Source organism: Rhizobium sp. 25PS6 (assembly GCF_032464655.1).
GTDB lineage: Bacteria > Pseudomonadota > Alphaproteobacteria > Rhizobiales > Rhizobiaceae > Rhizobium > Rhizobium laguerreae.
In genome coordinates this window covers 18,273-34,337 of record NZ_JAWDIV010000037.1, presented here as the reverse complement: position 1 = coordinate 34,337, position 16,065 = coordinate 18,273, and the positions used below count along the sequence as shown (strand labels likewise).

13 protein-coding genes and 2 pseudogenes are annotated in these 16,065 nt (G+C 58.4%); 8 read left to right on the top strand and 7 right to left on the bottom strand.

The features are described from left to right. The first annotated feature begins 332 nt into the window (after positions 1-332). The gene (locus RWK44_RS34135) at positions 333-866 is read left to right on the top strand and encodes a DUF2062 domain-containing protein (protein WP_316030114.1); all 534 of its coding nucleotides are present in this window, start codon (positions 333-335) and stop codon (positions 864-866) included. A gap of 80 nt (positions 867-946) precedes the next feature. On the opposite strand, the gene nhaA is transcribed toward RWK44_RS34135, so the two are convergent. Then, complete coding sequence (nhaA, locus tag RWK44_RS34130) at positions 947-2,137, bottom strand: Na+/H+ antiporter NhaA (RefSeq protein ID WP_025398018.1); 1,191 nt, start codon at positions 2,135-2,137, stop codon at positions 947-949. Between the two features lie 666 nt (positions 2,138-2,803). Between nhaA and RWK44_RS34125 the strand changes: the two genes are divergently transcribed. The 4 genes from RWK44_RS34125 (at position 2,804) to RWK44_RS34110 (ending at position 6,402) form a co-directional block, all read left to right on the top strand. Further along, the gene (locus RWK44_RS34125) at positions 2,804-4,147 is read left to right on the top strand and encodes a chloride channel protein (protein ID WP_025398020.1); all 1,344 of its coding nucleotides are present in this window, start codon (positions 2,804-2,806) and stop codon (positions 4,145-4,147) included. 179 nt (positions 4,148-4,326) lie between these two features. Further along, complete coding sequence (locus RWK44_RS34120) at positions 4,327-4,704, top strand: GFA family protein (protein WP_316030113.1); 378 nt, start codon at positions 4,327-4,329, stop codon at positions 4,702-4,704. A gap of 761 nt (positions 4,705-5,465) precedes the next feature. Next, positions 5,466-5,906, top strand: coding sequence for a MarR family winged helix-turn-helix transcriptional regulator (locus RWK44_RS34115; protein WP_316030112.1), 441 nt, complete (start codon positions 5,466-5,468; stop codon positions 5,904-5,906). A gap of 88 nt (positions 5,907-5,994) precedes the next feature. Next, entirely contained in the window at positions 5,995-6,402 is a 408-nt protein-coding gene (locus tag RWK44_RS34110; protein ID WP_025398024.1) for a hypothetical protein, read from the top strand. A 72-nt stretch (positions 6,403-6,474) separates the two neighbouring features. Here RWK44_RS34110 and RWK44_RS34105 read toward each other — a convergent pair whose 3' ends face one another. Together RWK44_RS34105 and RWK44_RS34100 are read right to left on the bottom strand one after the other, a co-directional pair. Beyond that, positions 6,475-6,792 (bottom strand): hypothetical protein, encoded by a 318-nt coding sequence (locus tag RWK44_RS34105; protein WP_316030111.1) that lies wholly within the window; start codon positions 6,790-6,792, stop codon positions 6,475-6,477. Between the two features lie 25 nt (positions 6,793-6,817). Then, positions 6,818-7,240 (bottom strand): response regulator, encoded by a 423-nt coding sequence (locus RWK44_RS34100; protein WP_316030110.1) that lies wholly within the window; start codon positions 7,238-7,240, stop codon positions 6,818-6,820. Positions 7,241-7,310: 70 nt separating this feature from the next. Between RWK44_RS34100 and RWK44_RS34095 the strand changes: the two genes are divergently transcribed. Then, positions 7,311-7,439, top strand: a complete 129-nt coding sequence (locus RWK44_RS34095) for a hypothetical protein (RefSeq protein WP_280953810.1) — start codon at positions 7,311-7,313, stop codon at positions 7,437-7,439. Between the two features lie 715 nt (positions 7,440-8,154). On the opposite strand, the gene RWK44_RS34090 is transcribed toward RWK44_RS34095, so the two are convergent. After that, positions 8,155-8,643, bottom strand: coding sequence for an invasion associated locus B family protein (locus RWK44_RS34090; protein WP_316030109.1), 489 nt, complete (start codon positions 8,641-8,643; stop codon positions 8,155-8,157). Positions 8,644-9,430: 787 nt separating this feature from the next. On the opposite strand from RWK44_RS34090, the gene RWK44_RS34085 reads away from it, so the two are divergent. Both RWK44_RS34085 and RWK44_RS34080 read left to right on the top strand, forming a co-directional pair. Then, on the top strand, positions 9,431-10,414 hold the full coding sequence (locus tag RWK44_RS34085; protein WP_316030108.1) for a TAXI family TRAP transporter solute-binding subunit: 984 nt from the start codon (positions 9,431-9,433) through the stop codon (positions 10,412-10,414). 87 nt (positions 10,415-10,501) lie between these two features. Beyond that, entirely contained in the window at positions 10,502-12,550 is a 2,049-nt protein-coding gene (locus tag RWK44_RS34080) for a TRAP transporter permease (protein ID WP_316030107.1), read from the top strand. A 216-nt stretch (positions 12,551-12,766) separates the two neighbouring features. On the opposite strand, the gene RWK44_RS34075 is transcribed toward RWK44_RS34080, so the two are convergent. From RWK44_RS34075 to RWK44_RS34065, 3 genes and pseudogenes are all read right to left on the bottom strand, one after another. Further along, on the bottom strand, positions 12,767-14,494 hold the full coding sequence (locus RWK44_RS34075) for a cation:proton antiporter domain-containing protein (protein ID WP_316030106.1): 1,728 nt from the start codon (positions 14,492-14,494) through the stop codon (positions 12,767-12,769). A 235-nt stretch (positions 14,495-14,729) separates the two neighbouring features. Then, positions 14,730-15,374: pseudogene (locus tag RWK44_RS34070) on the bottom strand (transposase); the annotation flags it as partial. Positions 15,375-15,440: 66 nt separating this feature from the next. Further along, positions 15,441-16,045 (bottom strand): annotated as a pseudogene (locus RWK44_RS34065) (IS3-like element ISRle4 family transposase); the annotation flags it as partial. Positions 16,046-16,065 lie beyond the last annotated feature (20 nt).

Here is a 16,065-nt window from a genome sequence, read left to right as displayed (position 1 = left end):
GGAGCATTGACCGTCGAGAGCCTGACTGATGCACTCGCAGCCATGGACGATCCACTTATGCGACGCCAGGCAGACGCGGTTGGCGCACGGATCAGGGCCGAGAATGGCGTGGCAACCGCAGTCGGCTTCATCGAGGCTGCTGCGAACAAACTGCATTGAGGCCCATGAACGGCGCCCCTGCCCGGTCGAGAGGCCATTCGTGCCAATCGGGCAACTTCGTGAGAAGGCGAAAATATGCTCGCCTGCAAATATCGATGGCTTGCATTTCATGCGCGGTTCTCTCGATATATGCATGATTGAGATCCAGCGCTCACGCGGCGGAAGGTCAATGAATGCTGTTTAGGAGACGGAAGCCGCTCTCACTGGCTCAGCGGATCCGTACCGTCGTTTGGCCATCCAAGGGGCTATTGCGGTCCATCCGGTACATTGCCATTCGAGTGCTTCGATTAAAGGCTACTCCTCATGCAGTTGCGGCTGGCGTTGCAGCAGGAGTGGCCGTGTCCTGTACGCCGTTCCTCGGCTTTCACTTCGTCATGGCATTTTGTCTGGCCTACATCCTCAGAGGCAATATGATCGCGGCCGCGCTCGGGACGGCGTTTGGAAACCCTTTTACCTTTCCGCTGATCTTTGCTGCCGCCTACCGGATCGGAATCTTTCTTTTGGGTCGCTCGCCCGAGAGGGTGGGTGAAGCCAATCTGTTCACCCTGCTCCGGCACCTCGATTTTGCACCGCTTTGGCATCCCATTCTAAAGCCGATACTTGTCGGCGGCCTTCCGCTCGCCGCGCTCTTCGGTGCAGTCTTTTATGTATTGACATGGCAAGGCGTTCGCCTGTTCCAGCAGCGAGGAAAGCGGCGGAGATCGTAAGTTCCAATAGAGGCGGCGGCGCGAAGGCCCTCAAAAGAACTTGACGTCCGCGCGAGGCGTCGCTTCGAATTCATAAACGACTACGGCCGGCTGCTTTTCCTCCGGCTCGCCATCAGAACCGCGGATCCGGCTACGCCAGAGATCGCCGAACCAAGCAGAATGCCGATCTTGACCTTGTCCTGCACGGCCGGGTCATCGAAAGCGAGAAGACCGATAAAGAGACTCATTGTGAAGCCGATGCCGCACAGCAACGAGACGCCGGTCATCTGCGTCCAGTTCGCCATTGCCGGAAGCTGCGCAAAGCCCAATTTCACCAGGAGACCGACGACTGACAGCACGCCGAGCAACTTGCCAGCAAACAGTCCCGCAGCGACGCCAATCGTATGAGGATCTCCCAAACTCGAGATGGAGGTGCCGAGAAGGGAAACCCCGGCGTTGGCGAAGCCGAACAGTGGGACGATGACGAATGCCACCGGTCGATGAAGGAGGTGTTCAAGCCGGTGCAGCGGGGATTCTTCATCGCTAGCCTCCGGAGTCCCAGGGGATAGTTTGACTGGTATCGTCAAGGCAAGAAGCACGCCTGCAAGCGTGGCGTGGATCCCCGAGGCGAACATGAGCACCCACAAGCCGACGCCGAGGGCGAGATAAAGCGTCAGCGTCTTCACGCCGGCTCGGTTGATCAGAAACAGGAGGGCCAGAACCGCGGCGGCTCCGGCAAGGGCCAGGAGGTTGAGACCGCTTGTATAGAAGAGTGCGATGACAAGGACTGCGCCGAGGTCGTCGATAATGGCAAGCGCCGCCAGAAAGATTTTTAGGGACGCCGGAACCCGATTCCCTAGGAGCGATAGCACTCCGAGCGCGAAGGCAATGTCGGTGGCCGTAGGAATCGCCCAACCGCGCAAGCTAGCCGGCGTACCGGCATTGAAAGCCAGATAGATGAGGGCTGGGGCGAGCATTCCTCCGGCCGCCGCGGCACCTGGAAGGATTCGCCTGCTCCAGGTCGAAAGCTGGCCGTCGAGCATCTCGCGCTTGATCTCCAGACCGACGAGCAGGAAGAACACGGCCATGAGGGCGTCATTGATCCAATGCTGCAAGCTCAGTGGCCCGACGTAAAGATGCAGGGCATGGAAATACGCGTCCGCCAGCGGCGAGTTCGCCACCGCAAGTGCCATCGCTGCGGCTGCCATCAGGACGACGCCGCCGGAAGCCTCGTTGTCAAGATATCTGCGGAGAGTGGATTGAATGCGACCGCTGGTGATCGGCAAGGACATGGTTTCGCGCTCCCTTCTGGAAGGTTGATCATTGTCTCCGTCGATTTCGGGAAGCCCGCGGCGCACGCAGCACACGCCATCCGGCAAGGGATACCTAAAAGCGGCACGGATTTCCAGAGGCCCCTCCGACATCGTTCCCGTCTCGACGATGATGACATCCAGTATCGATCAACGCTTCTTGAAATAGGAGATGGAATCTGGGATGGCGCGTTTTATGGCAGCACTTTATCTGCTGTTCTTCCGCAGGCGTCGACCTGAAGAAAAAAGCCCGCTCCAGCGGGGGAACCACGGAGCGAGCCAGATGCCCTTGGCGTTCAACCGCCTCAGGAGAGCACCTCAAATTACACCCTTGCTCATGCTATGTAAAATTATCGGGGGCTCTGATAGGTCCAAAGCCTCATCGGGAGATGATCCATGGCTCGCAGCGATGGTCATAGGATTCGCAGACGAAAATGTGGGCTGGCTGCCTACCCTCATCCAAATCGTCATGCGACGAAGTCCGGCCTAGGGACAGCAGGCCTGGACGGAATGGCTGCGCGTGAGCCTCCGTGCCCGAAGCGCCCCGCAGTCGTGCCCGCGACAATATGTTGCAAATGGGGGTGATCTTCGGTCGCGATGGCGGTAGTAAGGTGCAACCCCGCCCGCCCCGCCTCGCCGAGCCCCGACATGCCGCCATCCTACCGATATTCCAAGCTCTTCCGACGCTCCCGCGTCTTATGGGGCTCTTTCTCGCTTTGGCAGCCGAGGCTGGTGTTCTGGTGCGGGGCCTTGGCAATCGGGGTGATCAGCGTGGCGTTTGCGAAGCTTGCGGATCTGGCGCAGAAGGGTTTTGAGTCTCTCACCTCTTCCGGTGATTGGGCCTTCCTGCTGCCACTGGCGCTGAGCCCGCTCGGCTTCATGCTGTCGGCCTATCTGGCGGCGACGTTGTTTCCAAATTCTGGTGGTAGCGGCATCCCCCAGGCGATCGCCGCCAGGCACCTGAGGGACGACGAAGACCGGACGCGGCTGCTGTCGCTGAAGATCGCCTGCGGTAAGATCATGCTGACGGTGCTCGGGCTGTTCTCTGGCGCCTCGATCGGCCGCGAGGGTCCGACAGTGCAGGTCGGCGCATCGATTATGCTTGCCGTCGCCCGTTTCAGCGGTATGGCGCAGGCGCGCGGGCTGATCCTTGCCGGTTCGGCGGCGGGAATTGCGGCCGCGTTCAACACGCCGCTTGCCGGCATCGTCTTCGCGATCGAGGAAATGAGCCGGACCTACGAGTCGCGGGCGAACGGTTTGGTGCTCACGGCAGTCATCCTCTCCGGCCTTGCCGCGCTCGGGATTTCGGGAAGCTACAATTATTTCGGCATGGCATCGGCGGCACCCACTGAGCTTCGCGACTGGGGACTGGTTCTGACCTGCGGCGTCGGCGGCGGCGCGCTCGGGGCAGCCTTCAGCGGTTTCGCGCTGCATTTCGGCCAGAAGATTCGCCGCTGGGCGCAGCCACAGCCGCTGAAGCGCATGCTGGCTCTTGCGGGAATCTGCGGACTGGCGATCGCAGTCATCGGCGTGGCGTCAGGTGGCACGACCTTCGGTACCGGCTACGAGCAGGCACGAGCTGCGGTCGAAGGCAACGCTCTGCCTCTGCTCTTCTTCGTCGAGAAGTTCGCCGCTAGCTTCCTGTCGATGCTGTCAGGTATTCCGGGCGGGATCTTCGCGCCGTCGCTCGCCGTCGGCGCCGGTTTTGGCAGCACCGTCGGATCGCTGCTCGGCACCAGCATTGCGCTGGCGGCAATCCTTGGCATGGCCGGTTACTTCGCGGGCGTCGTGCAAGCCCCGATGACGGCCTTCGTCATCATTCTGGAGATGACCGGCGACCATCAGGCGGTCATCCCGATCATGGCAGTGTCGATGATCGGTTACGTGACTTCGCGCATTCTTTCGCGCGAGCCGCTTTATCATGGCCTTTCGCGCGTCTTCATCGCCGCGGCAATCCGGGGGCGGCGTGCGGTCGAAAGGGAATCGGAGTAACCTTGAGTTCTACACAGACGACCGGCGAATAGGCGCGATTATCCACCGAGTGGTATGCTACGAGCATGGACCTGACACCTGATGGACGCTGCTCGATCTGTCCAGCGGCCTCGCGGCGGCATCTCCAAAACAGCTATCGTGCGTGCGGTTGCTTTCGCAGACATTAGCAGGAGCACGGAATGAAACGAGCAGCCAGTTGTTCATGCCGCCAGCTTTCGATCACTGCGGACGGAGATCCCGTCAAAATCTCCGTCTGCCATTGCCGGGCCTGCCAACGTCGCACCGGCAGCGCGTTTGGCGTAGCCGTCTTTTTCCACAGGGATCAAATCGAGGCGTCGGGATCGTCAAGCAGCTACATCCGGCCGGGCGAAAGCGGCAAATCGATCGAATTCAGGTTCTGCCCGGCATGCGCGTCTACGGTTTTCTGGATGCCGGCATTCAGAAAAGAGCTCGTAGCCGTCGCCTTGGGATGCTTCGCCGATCCCTCATCGCTCGCGCCGACGCAAAGCGTCTACGAGGAAAGTCGTCTGGAATGGGTGTCGTTCGATTTGATCTAGGAGAGGGCCAGCCTGTTGGGGGGAAGCTTTCCCAGGGGACTTCCGGGGTCCGCCCTCAACTTTGTGATTTCCCGAGCAGCGAAAACCCCATTAGTATCACGGGATGATATTTTCAGCGTCCGCCATAAGTTTGAAGCTGTTCGGGCTCGTTGGCCTTGCCTTTCAACGACGTCCTGACGCGGCGTCGTCGGACGCCGGCGAAAACGTCGTTGTAAGCCTCCTCCTCGACGAGTGGTGCAGACATTCGGCAACCAAGCGAAACGATCCGAAATCCTACGCCACCATAGGGAGGATCGTCGCGCTTCGTGCGGAAGGGAAAACTATGGAAGAGGTCCGGTCTAAAATTTTCTCCGAACCCGCGGCCGAAGAGGCCGGCTAACAAGCCTCTCTACAAGTTCAATCTCGTGGATAGCCGGATCGCCCAGCCTGACCCGATGTACAATCATCGTCGCGGGCGCAGCCACCTTCTAGCTCTTCTGCATCGGTAGAGTGATCTCTGTAGCCGGCGGCTAGCCAGTAAGAAGTCGGCAACTCTTCCAAGACGGACGTTCAAACGGTTCGTCTGCGGCGCTCCGGATTCGCATCTTTGAAGCACGATAGAATTTTTTCATGAAGTCACGAAATAGGCACAGTCTTTTTAGCAACATGGACGGATTATGGGCGGCGGCGATCACTATCATCCTCGCCGGCTCAGCTCGACCATTCTTCCAGCGTGCTCCGCTGTGCATATCACATCATCACATTTGAGAAGGACTGTTCGCATGCCTCGATCGGGACGCCGGACTTCTGGCCTTGCTGACGACGTCTATGAAGGCTTGGCCGGGTTCCGGCTGGCCATGAGGCGGTTCCTGTCGTTCAGCGAGGCGGCCCTTGCCGAGGCGGGCGTCACATCGCAGCAGTATCAGGCCCTCCTGGTCGTGCGCACGGCGCCGGGCTGGCAGATCAGGCTTCGCGATCTGGCCGAACAGATGCTCATGCACCACAACAGCGCCGTCCAGCTCGTCGATCGGATGTGTTCGGCAGGTCTCGCCGAGCGGATACCAGCGGAAGACGACAAGCGCAGCGTGCTGATCGGGCTGACCGCAAATGGCGAGCGGACGCTTGAATCTCTGGCGAAGGTTCATGTCGAGGCGATGCTTGCGCATGAGCCGCTGCTGGCTGAATCGCTATCCCGTCTTCGTCAGGTCACGCAAATGGCCTAGCCGTCACTCACCATTTCTTGATCCCGACGTTCTTGACCTCCACACGCGCTATTGTATCATGGCGTGATACAAAGGGAGGAGAACGGCTATGCAGTATGATGAAGACGGCTACAGGCCAACAAAGAGCGTATGGGCCTGGTCTGTTGTCGGCGCCTCGGCATTGACGGTGGTGCTCGGATTCACCTGGGGAGGATGGACGACGTCGGGAAGGGCCGCGGTGATGGCCGATATCGCCGTCCGTAACGCAAAGGCGGATCTGGTCGCGGGCATCTGCGTCCATAACTTCGTCACGGCGAGCGACGCTCAGGAGAACCTTAAGACGCTGCAGGCGAAGTCGTCGTGGCAGCGTGACGACTTCATCACCGACGGAGGCTGGACCAATATCGCGGGGATCGACGATACTATCACGAATGCGGCGGACGCCTGCGCCGACCAGCTCGTGAAGATGAAGGAACTGCCGCAATCGGGAGGAGATGCCGCAGTCACCGACAGCTAGAGTTCAGGCCGGAAGTGATGAGTTATCCGGTCCGCGCGAGGCCCGTCCGAAATGATTTCGGGCGGGCCGTTTTTACGCTCTGGGATCGCTTGTGCCAGCGAGCTCGGAGTCCTGCAATGCCTGCAGAACCTCTCTTGTCATGAGGTGAGCGGCCATCAGGACCGCAGGCGACAACGGTCTGCCGTCGCGCGCGTCCCGGCAAATTTTCAGAAGGCCCATTAGCTCGATCGGGTTCTCGATGAACCCGTCCAGCGCGTCTTCAACATCCTTGGGAAACTGCGATCCGACCTGGATCGCGAGCTCACCGTCCTCCCTTAGCACTCCCAGACCGATCAGGATGGTTTCCAGTCGCCCTACCCAGAGACCGAGTTCAGCGCGTCTATCGATCATGTCGTTTTCCCCCTCCCCAGCCTGTTCAAGCGAAAAGCCGCATTCCTCCTGGCGGGACGCCTCGTTCGCCTTCGCGGATCGTCTTCAGATATTCGAGAACATCTCGAATCAGGTTTGGATGGGAAGGTTTCGATATCAGGCCGATCACCTTTGAAAGATCGGTTTCAATCAGTTCGGGGCTTCCCGTGACCATGACCACCGCGACGCCGAACTCGCTCGCGAGATACTGCCCGATCCGTGGACCGGTCGCTCCGTCCCGCAAGTTGACGTCCACAAGGGCAATCGTGCTGAAAGCGGCCAACTGCTGCGCGGTCCCGAAGCTGTCGGCTATCCCGGAGATCTCATAGCCAAGTGTCGTCACAATATCCTCAAGATCAGCCGCGATCAGCACGTCATCTTCGACGATCAGTATTTTCTCCCCAGCCATCGCCCCCCCCTTTTTGTTCATGCTGCATTCAGGATTGACAATATGGGCGAACGGTTAAAGAATGTCACCATATGATATAAGGAGCGAGCCCATGACCAAGACCGCCGTCCTCTCCGCTGTGTTTGCGTGCTATGTCGCGGTCATGTTCGCCATCGCATCCATCCCCGGAGAGACGCCTTCGGAGGTTTCGCAGGCTCAACAGCTACAGGCGGTGAACTGATTTCCGGCGCAGGGTGGCGAATTCAACCATGACTGCGGTGTCGGAGCTCAATGATGTCACTTGAGGGCAAGCTCTTTCTAGCGGCCGTCGTGTTATTCGTCGCGGCGATATGGGGCGGAGTGGTCTACGTCTTCCTGCAGCTCTGAACCTCAATACATCATCACGTGACATTTTTCTGCTTGAATCGGAACAGAAGCGCGCGGCGCTCATTTACTCCTGCGAAGGAGTCACTCGCATGCAACGTTCCCTGATCGAGCCATCACGCACCTACGTTTCGAGCAATGCCAAGCGGCCACGCTGCGTATCGCGCATCGAAAGCGGCGTCGTGCCTACCGTGGGATTCCTTTCGGCATCGCCTTTTCCCGGACGGAGACCTTGGACGAACCTGCCAAATGGGCGCATGAGGACGTCGAGTGGATAGAACGACGCGAGGTTTTCGAGCCGCTGCGGCAAACCACGTGATGTTCGGAGGGCGGTCAACAATGAGAGAATTTAAGAGACAGGACGAAGAAGAAGCTCGTTATGATGTTCGAAGCCTACGTCTGCGCTATAGTCTTGGCCGGCACGAGGCAGAACGAGTTCTTCAGCGGTTTGGCAACTCAAAAAAAGAACTGGATCTGCTCCTTTCAGCCCGTGGCAGGACTCCCAGGCATCGCCCGAAGGAATTTGCGACACCCGAGCAGAGAGCCCCGTTTGGAATAGGCTGAATTCTCCCTCACCTGCAGTGGGCAACGCGCTCGAGCGCCGCGGTCACCCCTGTGAGTGAGTAGGTATAGCTTGTACGGGTGCCTCGCGCCGACGTCGCATGCAGCGTCATTTGGCTGCCAGCCCGAAGTGCATTGACGAGTTCGGGTGCGAGAGCGGCGTCGGAAACCCAGGCGGTGTTGTCCTTGACGAACATTTCGAACGACTTGTCTCCGATTGAAACCTGGACCGTCGAGCCAGATTTCAATGCGTATCCGAGGACCGCTTCAGGTTCATTGCCGCTTCCCTTCTCCGCCGGCGCGATCAGGAAATAATTCTTTCCATGATCCACGTTGGCGGGTGCTGATTCCGTCGGCACCGAAAGCGCGTAGCAAACCCGGGATCCGTTTCTCATAAAGGAATAGATGCCCCAATCGCCGCTTTGAGACACCATCCTGGTCGCAGCATGGGCGGTCAATGGTATCGATGCGGCAATAGCAAGGCTGGCAAGTTTCCTCATGATTTTCCTCTTCCTGAAGTGTCGAAGTCAATACTCGCGGCTCGATCCTAGTGTCGGTTTGTCGCGCGTTTCCCGCGCAGGAATCTGACCTCTTCGAAGGTGATGCACCCGTTCACGACGTGGCCTTCCCAGACCCGATTTCCAAATTGGCAGGTGACCATGAGGCCCTCGCTCTCACCGACCGCGGCGGCTGAGGAAAGCCTGATGAGATTTTGCTTGCAATATCGCCGGAACTCTCGCGTTGTGAGGCCCAAACGGTCGGCAAGCACCTCGTCTGAAAGTACGGATTTGGGGTAAGGGACGTCGGACATGTTGAAAGTCGAGCTCGGCCGCAGTAATATCATGACGTGATATAAATCATTCCTGACTGGCGGATCAACCCGTTGCCGCATTAAAAGGGCGCTCGGCGCGATTTGGACGGAGAATCCAACTTCTTCAGCGTCCTTTCTATCGGAGGAACGAGATTGCCATTCAACTTGAACGGCTAGATCTGCAGCCTGCAAAAGATGGATGCAAACGAGGCGCCCTTGGCCTTGTGAGCTGTTGCGACGATGGCGCCGCTGCTGGCGGGCGACAGAGATTGTCGGTGCCGTCGGAACTTGCTCGCAGCTGTCCGGTCAAGAGAACGACATCAGCCTTTGCTCCTCTTCAGAATGAGTCGAGGATCGGTTGCGGAGTTCCACGCCCAGATTGATCGAACCTAAAGGCCTACTGAAAAGGTCACTTTTGGTTGACAATCGCTTGGCAGATTCACCATGTTCACCTAAACACGTGAAAGGGAACATCGATGAACATCAGCAAACGTTTCATGTCGATCTGCGCCATCGTGGGCGCGCTCGCTCTCAATGCAAATTTGGCAAGCGCGCAGACGCCGTCGTTTTTCCGAATTGGTACGGGCGGAACTGCTGGAACCTACTATCCGATCGGGGGATTGATCGCCAACGCAATTTCAGGCGCCGGCCAGAAGGGTGTTGCCGGTCTCGTTTCCACAGCTGTTGCGTCCAGCGGATCCGTCGCCAACATCAACGCAATCCAGGGCGGATCAATGGAATCCGGGTTTACCCAATCTGACGTCGCTTATTGGGCGCATAGTGGCACGGGCCTTTATGAAGGAAAGGGTAAAGTCGACGACCTTCGCCTGATCGCCACGCTGTATCCAGAAACAATCCATCTCGTTGCGCGAAAGGATGCAGGCATCAAGTCAGTTGCAGACCTTAAGGGTAAGCGCGTTTCCATTGATGAACCAGGCTCGGGGACGATCGTCGACGCGCGTATCGTGCTGGGTGCCTACGGGTTGAAGGAAACCGACATCAAAGCCGAGCACCTCAAGCCTGGCCCGGCCGGCGACCGCCTGCGTGACGGCGGACTGGACGCGTACTTCTTTGTCGGTGGTTATCCCACCGGGGCTATCTCCGAGCTGGCCACGTCCAGTGGCATTTCGCTCGTTCCGATCACCGGTCCGGAAGTTGACAAGCTGATCAAGGACTACACCTTCTTTTCGAAGGACACCGTCCCGGCCAATACCTACAAGGACGTTGCTGAAACGCCTACGATTTCCGTCGCGGCACAGTGGGTTACCAGCAGCAAACAGCCGGACGAGCTGGTCTATAATATCACCAAGGTCATGTGGAGCGACGCGACGCGTGCCGCGCTCGATGCGGGGCATGCGAAGGGCAAGATGATCACTCTTCAAAGTGCAACGACGAGCCTGGGCATCCCACTCCATCCGGGCGCAGAGAGATTCTACAGGGAAGCCGGCGTCTTGAAGTAAACGGGCGCCGAGCGTGTGACCGGTGATGCGGCGGCAGGCTGAAGCAGGCCGCCGCAACCGTTTAGAAGCGATGCCAGGGAATTCCACATGAGCGACGACACAGCCGGCAAGACCTCTCCGATGGAGCTGGACGAAGCAAAGGCGCGCGAGCTCGAAGAGCAGTTCGATGCCGAGATCCGGTTTCGGCCGCTGGGGCCGCTTGCTGCGCGGCTGGTCGGGGCTTTGCTGATCACATTGTCCCTCTTTCACTATTATACCGCCGGCTTCGGCCTTTTGTCGGAAGTTCTGCATCGCGGTATCCACCTGTCTTTCGTCCTTGGCCTGATATTTCTTGTATTTCCCTTCTCACGGCGCGGGTACGGCGAGCCGGTGCCTCCGACTGTGTTTTGGCCGCTCGGCATTTCGCTCTTTGATTGGGCGCTGGCAATCGGTGCGGTGATCGCCGTCATGCACGTGCCATTCATTCCACTCGATGACCTCGCCTTCCGTGTCGGCAATCCGACAACGACCGATGTCGTGCTGGGTGGCTTGCTGGTGCTGGTCCTTCTCGAAGCAACACGCCGCTCGGTGGGCTGGCCTTTGCCGATCATTGCCGTCCTGTTCATGATCTACTCTCTGTACGGGCAATCCATGCCAGGAATTCTGGTTCATCCGGGCGCGACCTTCTCGCAGTTGATCAATCACCTCTATCTGACCAGCCAGGGCATCTATGGCATAGCGCTCGGCGTCGTCGCCACCTACGTCTTCCATTTCGTACTGTTCGGAGTGTTTGCGACACGCATCGGGCTCGGCCAGCTCTTTCTCGATTGTGCGGCCTGGGTTGCTGGGCGCTACGCCGGTGGGCCGGCGAAGATATCGATATTCGGATCGGCGCTGTTCGGCATGATATCCGGCTCGTCCGTCGCCAATACCGTGACTGTCGGTTCACTGACGATCCCGGCAATGATCCGGCTCGGCTACAAGCGCACTTTTGCAGCGGCCGTCGAATCCGCATCCTCCACTGGTGGCCAGATCACCCCGCCGATCATGGGCGCCGCGGCATTCCTGATGATCGAGTTCCTCAATCTCCCGTACACGACGATCATTGTCGCGGCGATCGTTCCTGCCTTCATGCATTTCTTCGGAGTCTTGGTTCAGGTCCACTTCGAGGCGAAGCGGGAGGGTCTTCGAGGCATGACCGATGACGAAATGCCGGATTTGAGGGAAGCCTTTAAGCGCGACTGGCCGACCGTCATCCCGCTCATCGTGCTGATTGGCATCCTGCTCTCCGGTTACACGCCGTATCTCGCCGCTTTTTGGGGCATCACGCTTTGCATCGCCGTGGGCCTCATCAATCCGCGCCGTCGCATGTCAGTGACGGAAGTATTCGAGGGCTTGCGGGACGGTGCAAAATACGCGCTCGCCGTCGGCGCGGCCGCAGCCACGGTTGGCATTATCGTCGGGGTCGTGACGCTGACCGGCGTCGGTTTCAAGATTTCCTATATTGTCACCACGACAGCGGCGGAAATGGCCAGCTGGGTCGGTACGATGGTTCCAGCCGCCTGGTTCGGACCGCAGACACTGACATTGTTATTCACCCTCATCATGACCGGTGTGGTCTGTATTCTTATGGGCTGCGGCATTCCAACGACTGCCAACTACATCATCATGGCAACGATTGCCGCCCCGACACTGGGCATGCTCGGTGTCGAGCCGATCGTCGCGCATTTCTTCGTATTCTACTACGGCGTGCTTGCTGACATCACACCTCCCGTAGCGCTAGCGGCATATGCGGCGGCCGGCATGGCGGGCGCCGATCCCTTCAAGACAGGCAACACCGCATTTCGCCTGGGCTTGGGAAAGGTGCTCGTACCTTTCGTCTTTGTGTTCTCGCCATCTCTTCTGCTCGTGACCGCCAACTTCTCCTGGAGCAACTTTACGATCGCCTTTGTAGGATGCGTTTTGGGCATAACATGCCTCGGATCCGCCCTCTCCGGCTTCTTATTTGTCAGAACCGTCTGGTGGGAGAAAACACTCCTGGTTTTAGCCGCGATCCTGCTGGTCGTCCCTGAACTTGTGTCGTCGCTGGTGGGGCTACTTTTTGTCGTGCCTGTCTTGGGCCGGCAAGTCGTTGCGGTCAGCCGGGCGTACGCATAGGAACTCCGGCAGGAGCGTGAGCGACATGCGGGCGGCAAGCTGACGCGCTAGCTTATCTAAAGAGAAAGGTTTCGACGAAAGACTTCCGCCGCTTGGCAAATTGAATTGGGATCTGGCCAGGCGGAGGCGTCCAGCCGGGCTGAGTCTGGAGTTTGGTTATCCCTGTAAGCTGTAGCAGCCTCGGCGGGTGTCCGGTCGGAACGGGGCAGTTCACTTTTATTGCAAGTCCTTCCGGAACTCATCCCGCCGCTCGTGAATGCTTGCCACTACCTTGCCCATTGGGATGCCCATGCTGATCAGAGTTGCTTCCGACAATTGAAGGCTTGCTTCAATCGTTTCTGGCACAACGTTCGTCGCACCCATCGCATATAGATGTCGGGCATGGGTAGCATCTCTGGCGCGGGCAACGGTTGGCAGGTCGGGTCTTGCTGTCCGAACAATGTCGATTATCCGGTCCGTAGCCCGATCATCATTAATCGTAACGATGAGTGCATTGGCGTCTGAAAGGCCACATGTCTTCAGGAAATTGTTGTTTCCAGCGTCACCGAAGAACACGGCATTGCCCGCGCGTCTTTCGCGGGAAACCAGCGTCGGATCAGAATCGATCGCAATATACGCCAGTCCATGGCGTTCGAGCATGCCGGCCACCACTCTACCAACGCGACCGTAACCAATGACAATAGCATGGCCCGTCATTGCATGAGGTATTTCGTTAAGCTCGGGTCCACGCTCGGTTTTGGAGAGCTGCTTGGCCAAACGTTCGCCTAATGTGGCCAACATTGGCGTCAGGGCCATGCTGATCGCCACCACTGTTAGGGTCAAACCGGACACTTGAGGCGAGACGATACCGGCGGCAACACCGGCTCCAATGCCGACGAAGGCGAATTCTCCGCCGGCCGCCATTAGCATCGCCATCTCCAGCGCCTTTGGAAAGGCGATGCCGAAGATCCGAGCCAGCGGCGCCAATACGATAATCTTGATGACGCATAACAGGCAAACGAGTGAAATGATCAAACCAGGCGTCTTGATGAATTCATATGCGTTGATCGACATTCCGACGGTGAAGAAGAAGACACCGAGAAGAAGGCCCTTGAAAGGTTCGACAATAGCCTCGACAGCCTTGCGATATTCCGTTTCCGAGAGAAGGATGCCAGCGACAAATGCCCCCAGCGCCATAGGCAGTCCGAACACGGCCGCCGCGAAGCCGGCACCAACAACGATGAACAGAACGGCCGCCAAGAAAACCTCTGAAGAATCGAGTGATCCCACGAGATGAAAAAGCGCTCTGAGAAAAACTCTGCCAAACAGCACAATCAGTCCAAGAGAGGCGGCTGCTTGCAGCAATGCAATTCCAAGATCGGCGGCGATGTCGGCGTCGGTGTCTGAAGCAAGGATGCCCACGAGCAGCAGCAGGGGCACGACCGCCAAGTCTTGCGCGAGAAGAACGGAGAATGTGGCGCGCCCAGTGGTGGTTGACATTCGCCGCTTGGCAGAAAGCAATTCGACCACAGTGGCCGTCGAAGATAGGGCCAAGCTCAAACCGACCACGAGTGACTGCTGCGTGCCGACGCCGAACAACGTCGCTATGAACGTCAGGGCCGCTGCGGTGATCACGACTTGCAAGCCCCCGAGGCCGAAAACCAGCCGCCGCAAAGCCAGAAGCCGAGACAACGAGAGTTGCAGGCCAATCAGGAACAACAGAAAGACCACGCCGAGTTCGGCAATGCCGGCGACGTTATTGGGATCGACGATCGTGATCCAATAGAGGAATGGCATCTCGTCCATCAGCGAGCCAAGCCCCAACGGGCCAAGCAGCGCACCTAAGACGAGAAAACCAATAATCGAATTCGCACCTAGCCGGCTCGCCACGGGGACGATCACGCCTGCCGTCGCAAGCACAACCATTATATCGCTGTACAGGCTGAGATTGATCGAACTAGCCAAAGCCGCTCCAGGCGTAAGAATTCAGGTACGCGAATTATGTCCAATAGAGATATTTGGCGTGACGAGAGCAAGACGCTTTTTTACGGCTCGATAAATCCGGACACGTCTCGCACTTAACCAGTGCGCGTAGTGTGCCGATAATGGTCATTCACAGCTGTCGCTGATCATCGAACATCTCACATCTTGCTCTTTGTGGATAAGGCACGCGGTCAGAATCCACAATCTGCGCCCATCGCTGATCCGGCACGAAGTCTAGCGACCAACGATCATTGGCCACCATCGGCACCAGCATCGGCGCTCGCGTGCGTATCGCTCGCTTGCGACCGCCGCGCTTGCGCACCGTCAGTTTCTCCTCCCGATAGAGCCGGAAGAGCCTCTTGTGGTTCACGAGCTGACCCTCCCGCCGGAGCAGCACATGAATGCGTCGATATCCGAAGCGGCGACGTTCATGCGCCAGCGCCTTCATTCGCTCGCGAAGGCCATGATCGTCATCGCGGCTGGTTTCGTAACGGACCGTCATTCGGCAAAAACCAATGGCTTTACACGCCCGCCGTTCGCTCATCTCATGATGGCTCATCAGATGCGCGACAGCTTTCCGCTTGGCCGCGGGCGTCACCACTTCTTTCCCAAAAGGTCTTTCAAGGCAGCATTGTCGAGCATCGCATCCGCCAGGAGCCGTTTCAGCTTCGTGTTCTCGCCCTCAAGCGTCTTCAGCCGCTTGGACTCGGGACACCTCCATGCCGCCGAACTTGGCCTTCCATTTATAGATGCTAGCATCGCTGACGCCATGCTTGCGGCAAAGCTCCGAGACCGGCGTGCCTGCCTCGTGCTCCTTCAATATGCCGATGATCTGTTCGTCTGTGAAACGATTGCGCTTCATCCTCTGGTCCTCTCAATGGGCCAGAGCTTACTTCAAAATGGATTATTTCAAGGGGGCAAGGTCAGCCACCATCGGCACCAGCATCGGCGCTCGCGTGCCTATCGCTCGCTTGCGACCGCCGCGCTTGCGCACCGTCAGTTTCTCCTCCCGATAGAGCCGGAAGAGCCTCTTGTGGTTCACGAGGTGACCCTCCCGCCGGAGCAGCACATGAATGCGTCGATATCCGAAGCGGCGACGTTCATGCGCCAACGCCTTCATTCGCTCGCGAAGCTCATGATCATTGTCGCGCCTGGTCTCGTAACGGACCGTCATTCGGCAAAAACCAATGGCTTTACACGCCCGCCGTTCGCTCATCTCATGATGGCTCATCAGATGCGCGACAGCTTTCCGCTTGGCCGCGGGCGTCACCACTTCTTTCCCAAAAGGTCTTTCAAGGCAGCATTGTCGAGCATCGCATCCGCCAGGAGCCGTTTCAGCTTCGTGTTCTCGTCCTCAAGCGTCTTCAGCCGCTTGGCCTCGGACACCTCCATGCCGCCGAACTTGGCCTTCCATTTATAGATGCTGGCATCGCTGACGCCATGCTTGCGGCAAAGCTCCGAGACCGGCGTGCCTGCCTCGTGCTCCTTCAATATGCCGATGATCTGTTCGTCCGTGAAACGGTTGCGCTTCATTCTCTGGTCCTCTCAATGGG

Bases quoted from the DNA above. Each gene is read 5' to 3' on its own strand.
- RWK44_RS34115 (WP_316030112.1), top strand. From the start codon at position 5,466: ATGCCTCGATCGGGACGCCGGACTTCTGGCCTTGCTGACGACGTCTAT.
- nhaA (WP_025398018.1), bottom strand. From the start codon at position 2,137: ATGTCCTTGCCGATCACCAGCGGTCGCATTCAATCCACTCTCCGCAGA.
- RWK44_RS34090 (WP_316030109.1), bottom strand. From the start codon at position 8,643: ATGAGGAAACTTGCCAGCCTTGCTATTGCCGCATCGATACCATTGACC.
- RWK44_RS34120 (WP_316030113.1), top strand. From the start codon at position 4,327: ATGAAACGAGCAGCCAGTTGTTCATGCCGCCAGCTTTCGATCACTGCG.
- RWK44_RS34080 (WP_316030107.1), top strand. From the start codon at position 10,502: ATGAGCGACGACACAGCCGGCAAGACCTCTCCGATGGAGCTGGACGAA.
- RWK44_RS34100 (WP_316030110.1), bottom strand. From the start codon at position 7,240: ATGAACAAAAAGGGGGGGGCGATGGCTGGGGAGAAAATACTGATCGTC.
- RWK44_RS34105 (WP_316030111.1), bottom strand. From the start codon at position 6,792: ATGATCGATAGACGCGCTGAACTCGGTCTCTGGGTAGGGCGACTGGAA.
- RWK44_RS34125 (WP_025398020.1), top strand. From the start codon at position 2,804: ATGCCGCCATCCTACCGATATTCCAAGCTCTTCCGACGCTCCCGCGTC.
- RWK44_RS34135 (WP_316030114.1), top strand. From the start codon at position 333: ATGCTGTTTAGGAGACGGAAGCCGCTCTCACTGGCTCAGCGGATCCGT.
- RWK44_RS34110 (WP_025398024.1), top strand. From the start codon at position 5,995: ATGCAGTATGATGAAGACGGCTACAGGCCAACAAAGAGCGTATGGGCC.
- RWK44_RS34095 (WP_280953810.1), top strand. From the start codon at position 7,311: ATGACCAAGACCGCCGTCCTCTCCGCTGTGTTTGCGTGCTATGTCGCG.
- RWK44_RS34085 (WP_316030108.1), top strand. From the start codon at position 9,431: ATGAACATCAGCAAACGTTTCATGTCGATCTGCGCCATCGTGGGCGCG.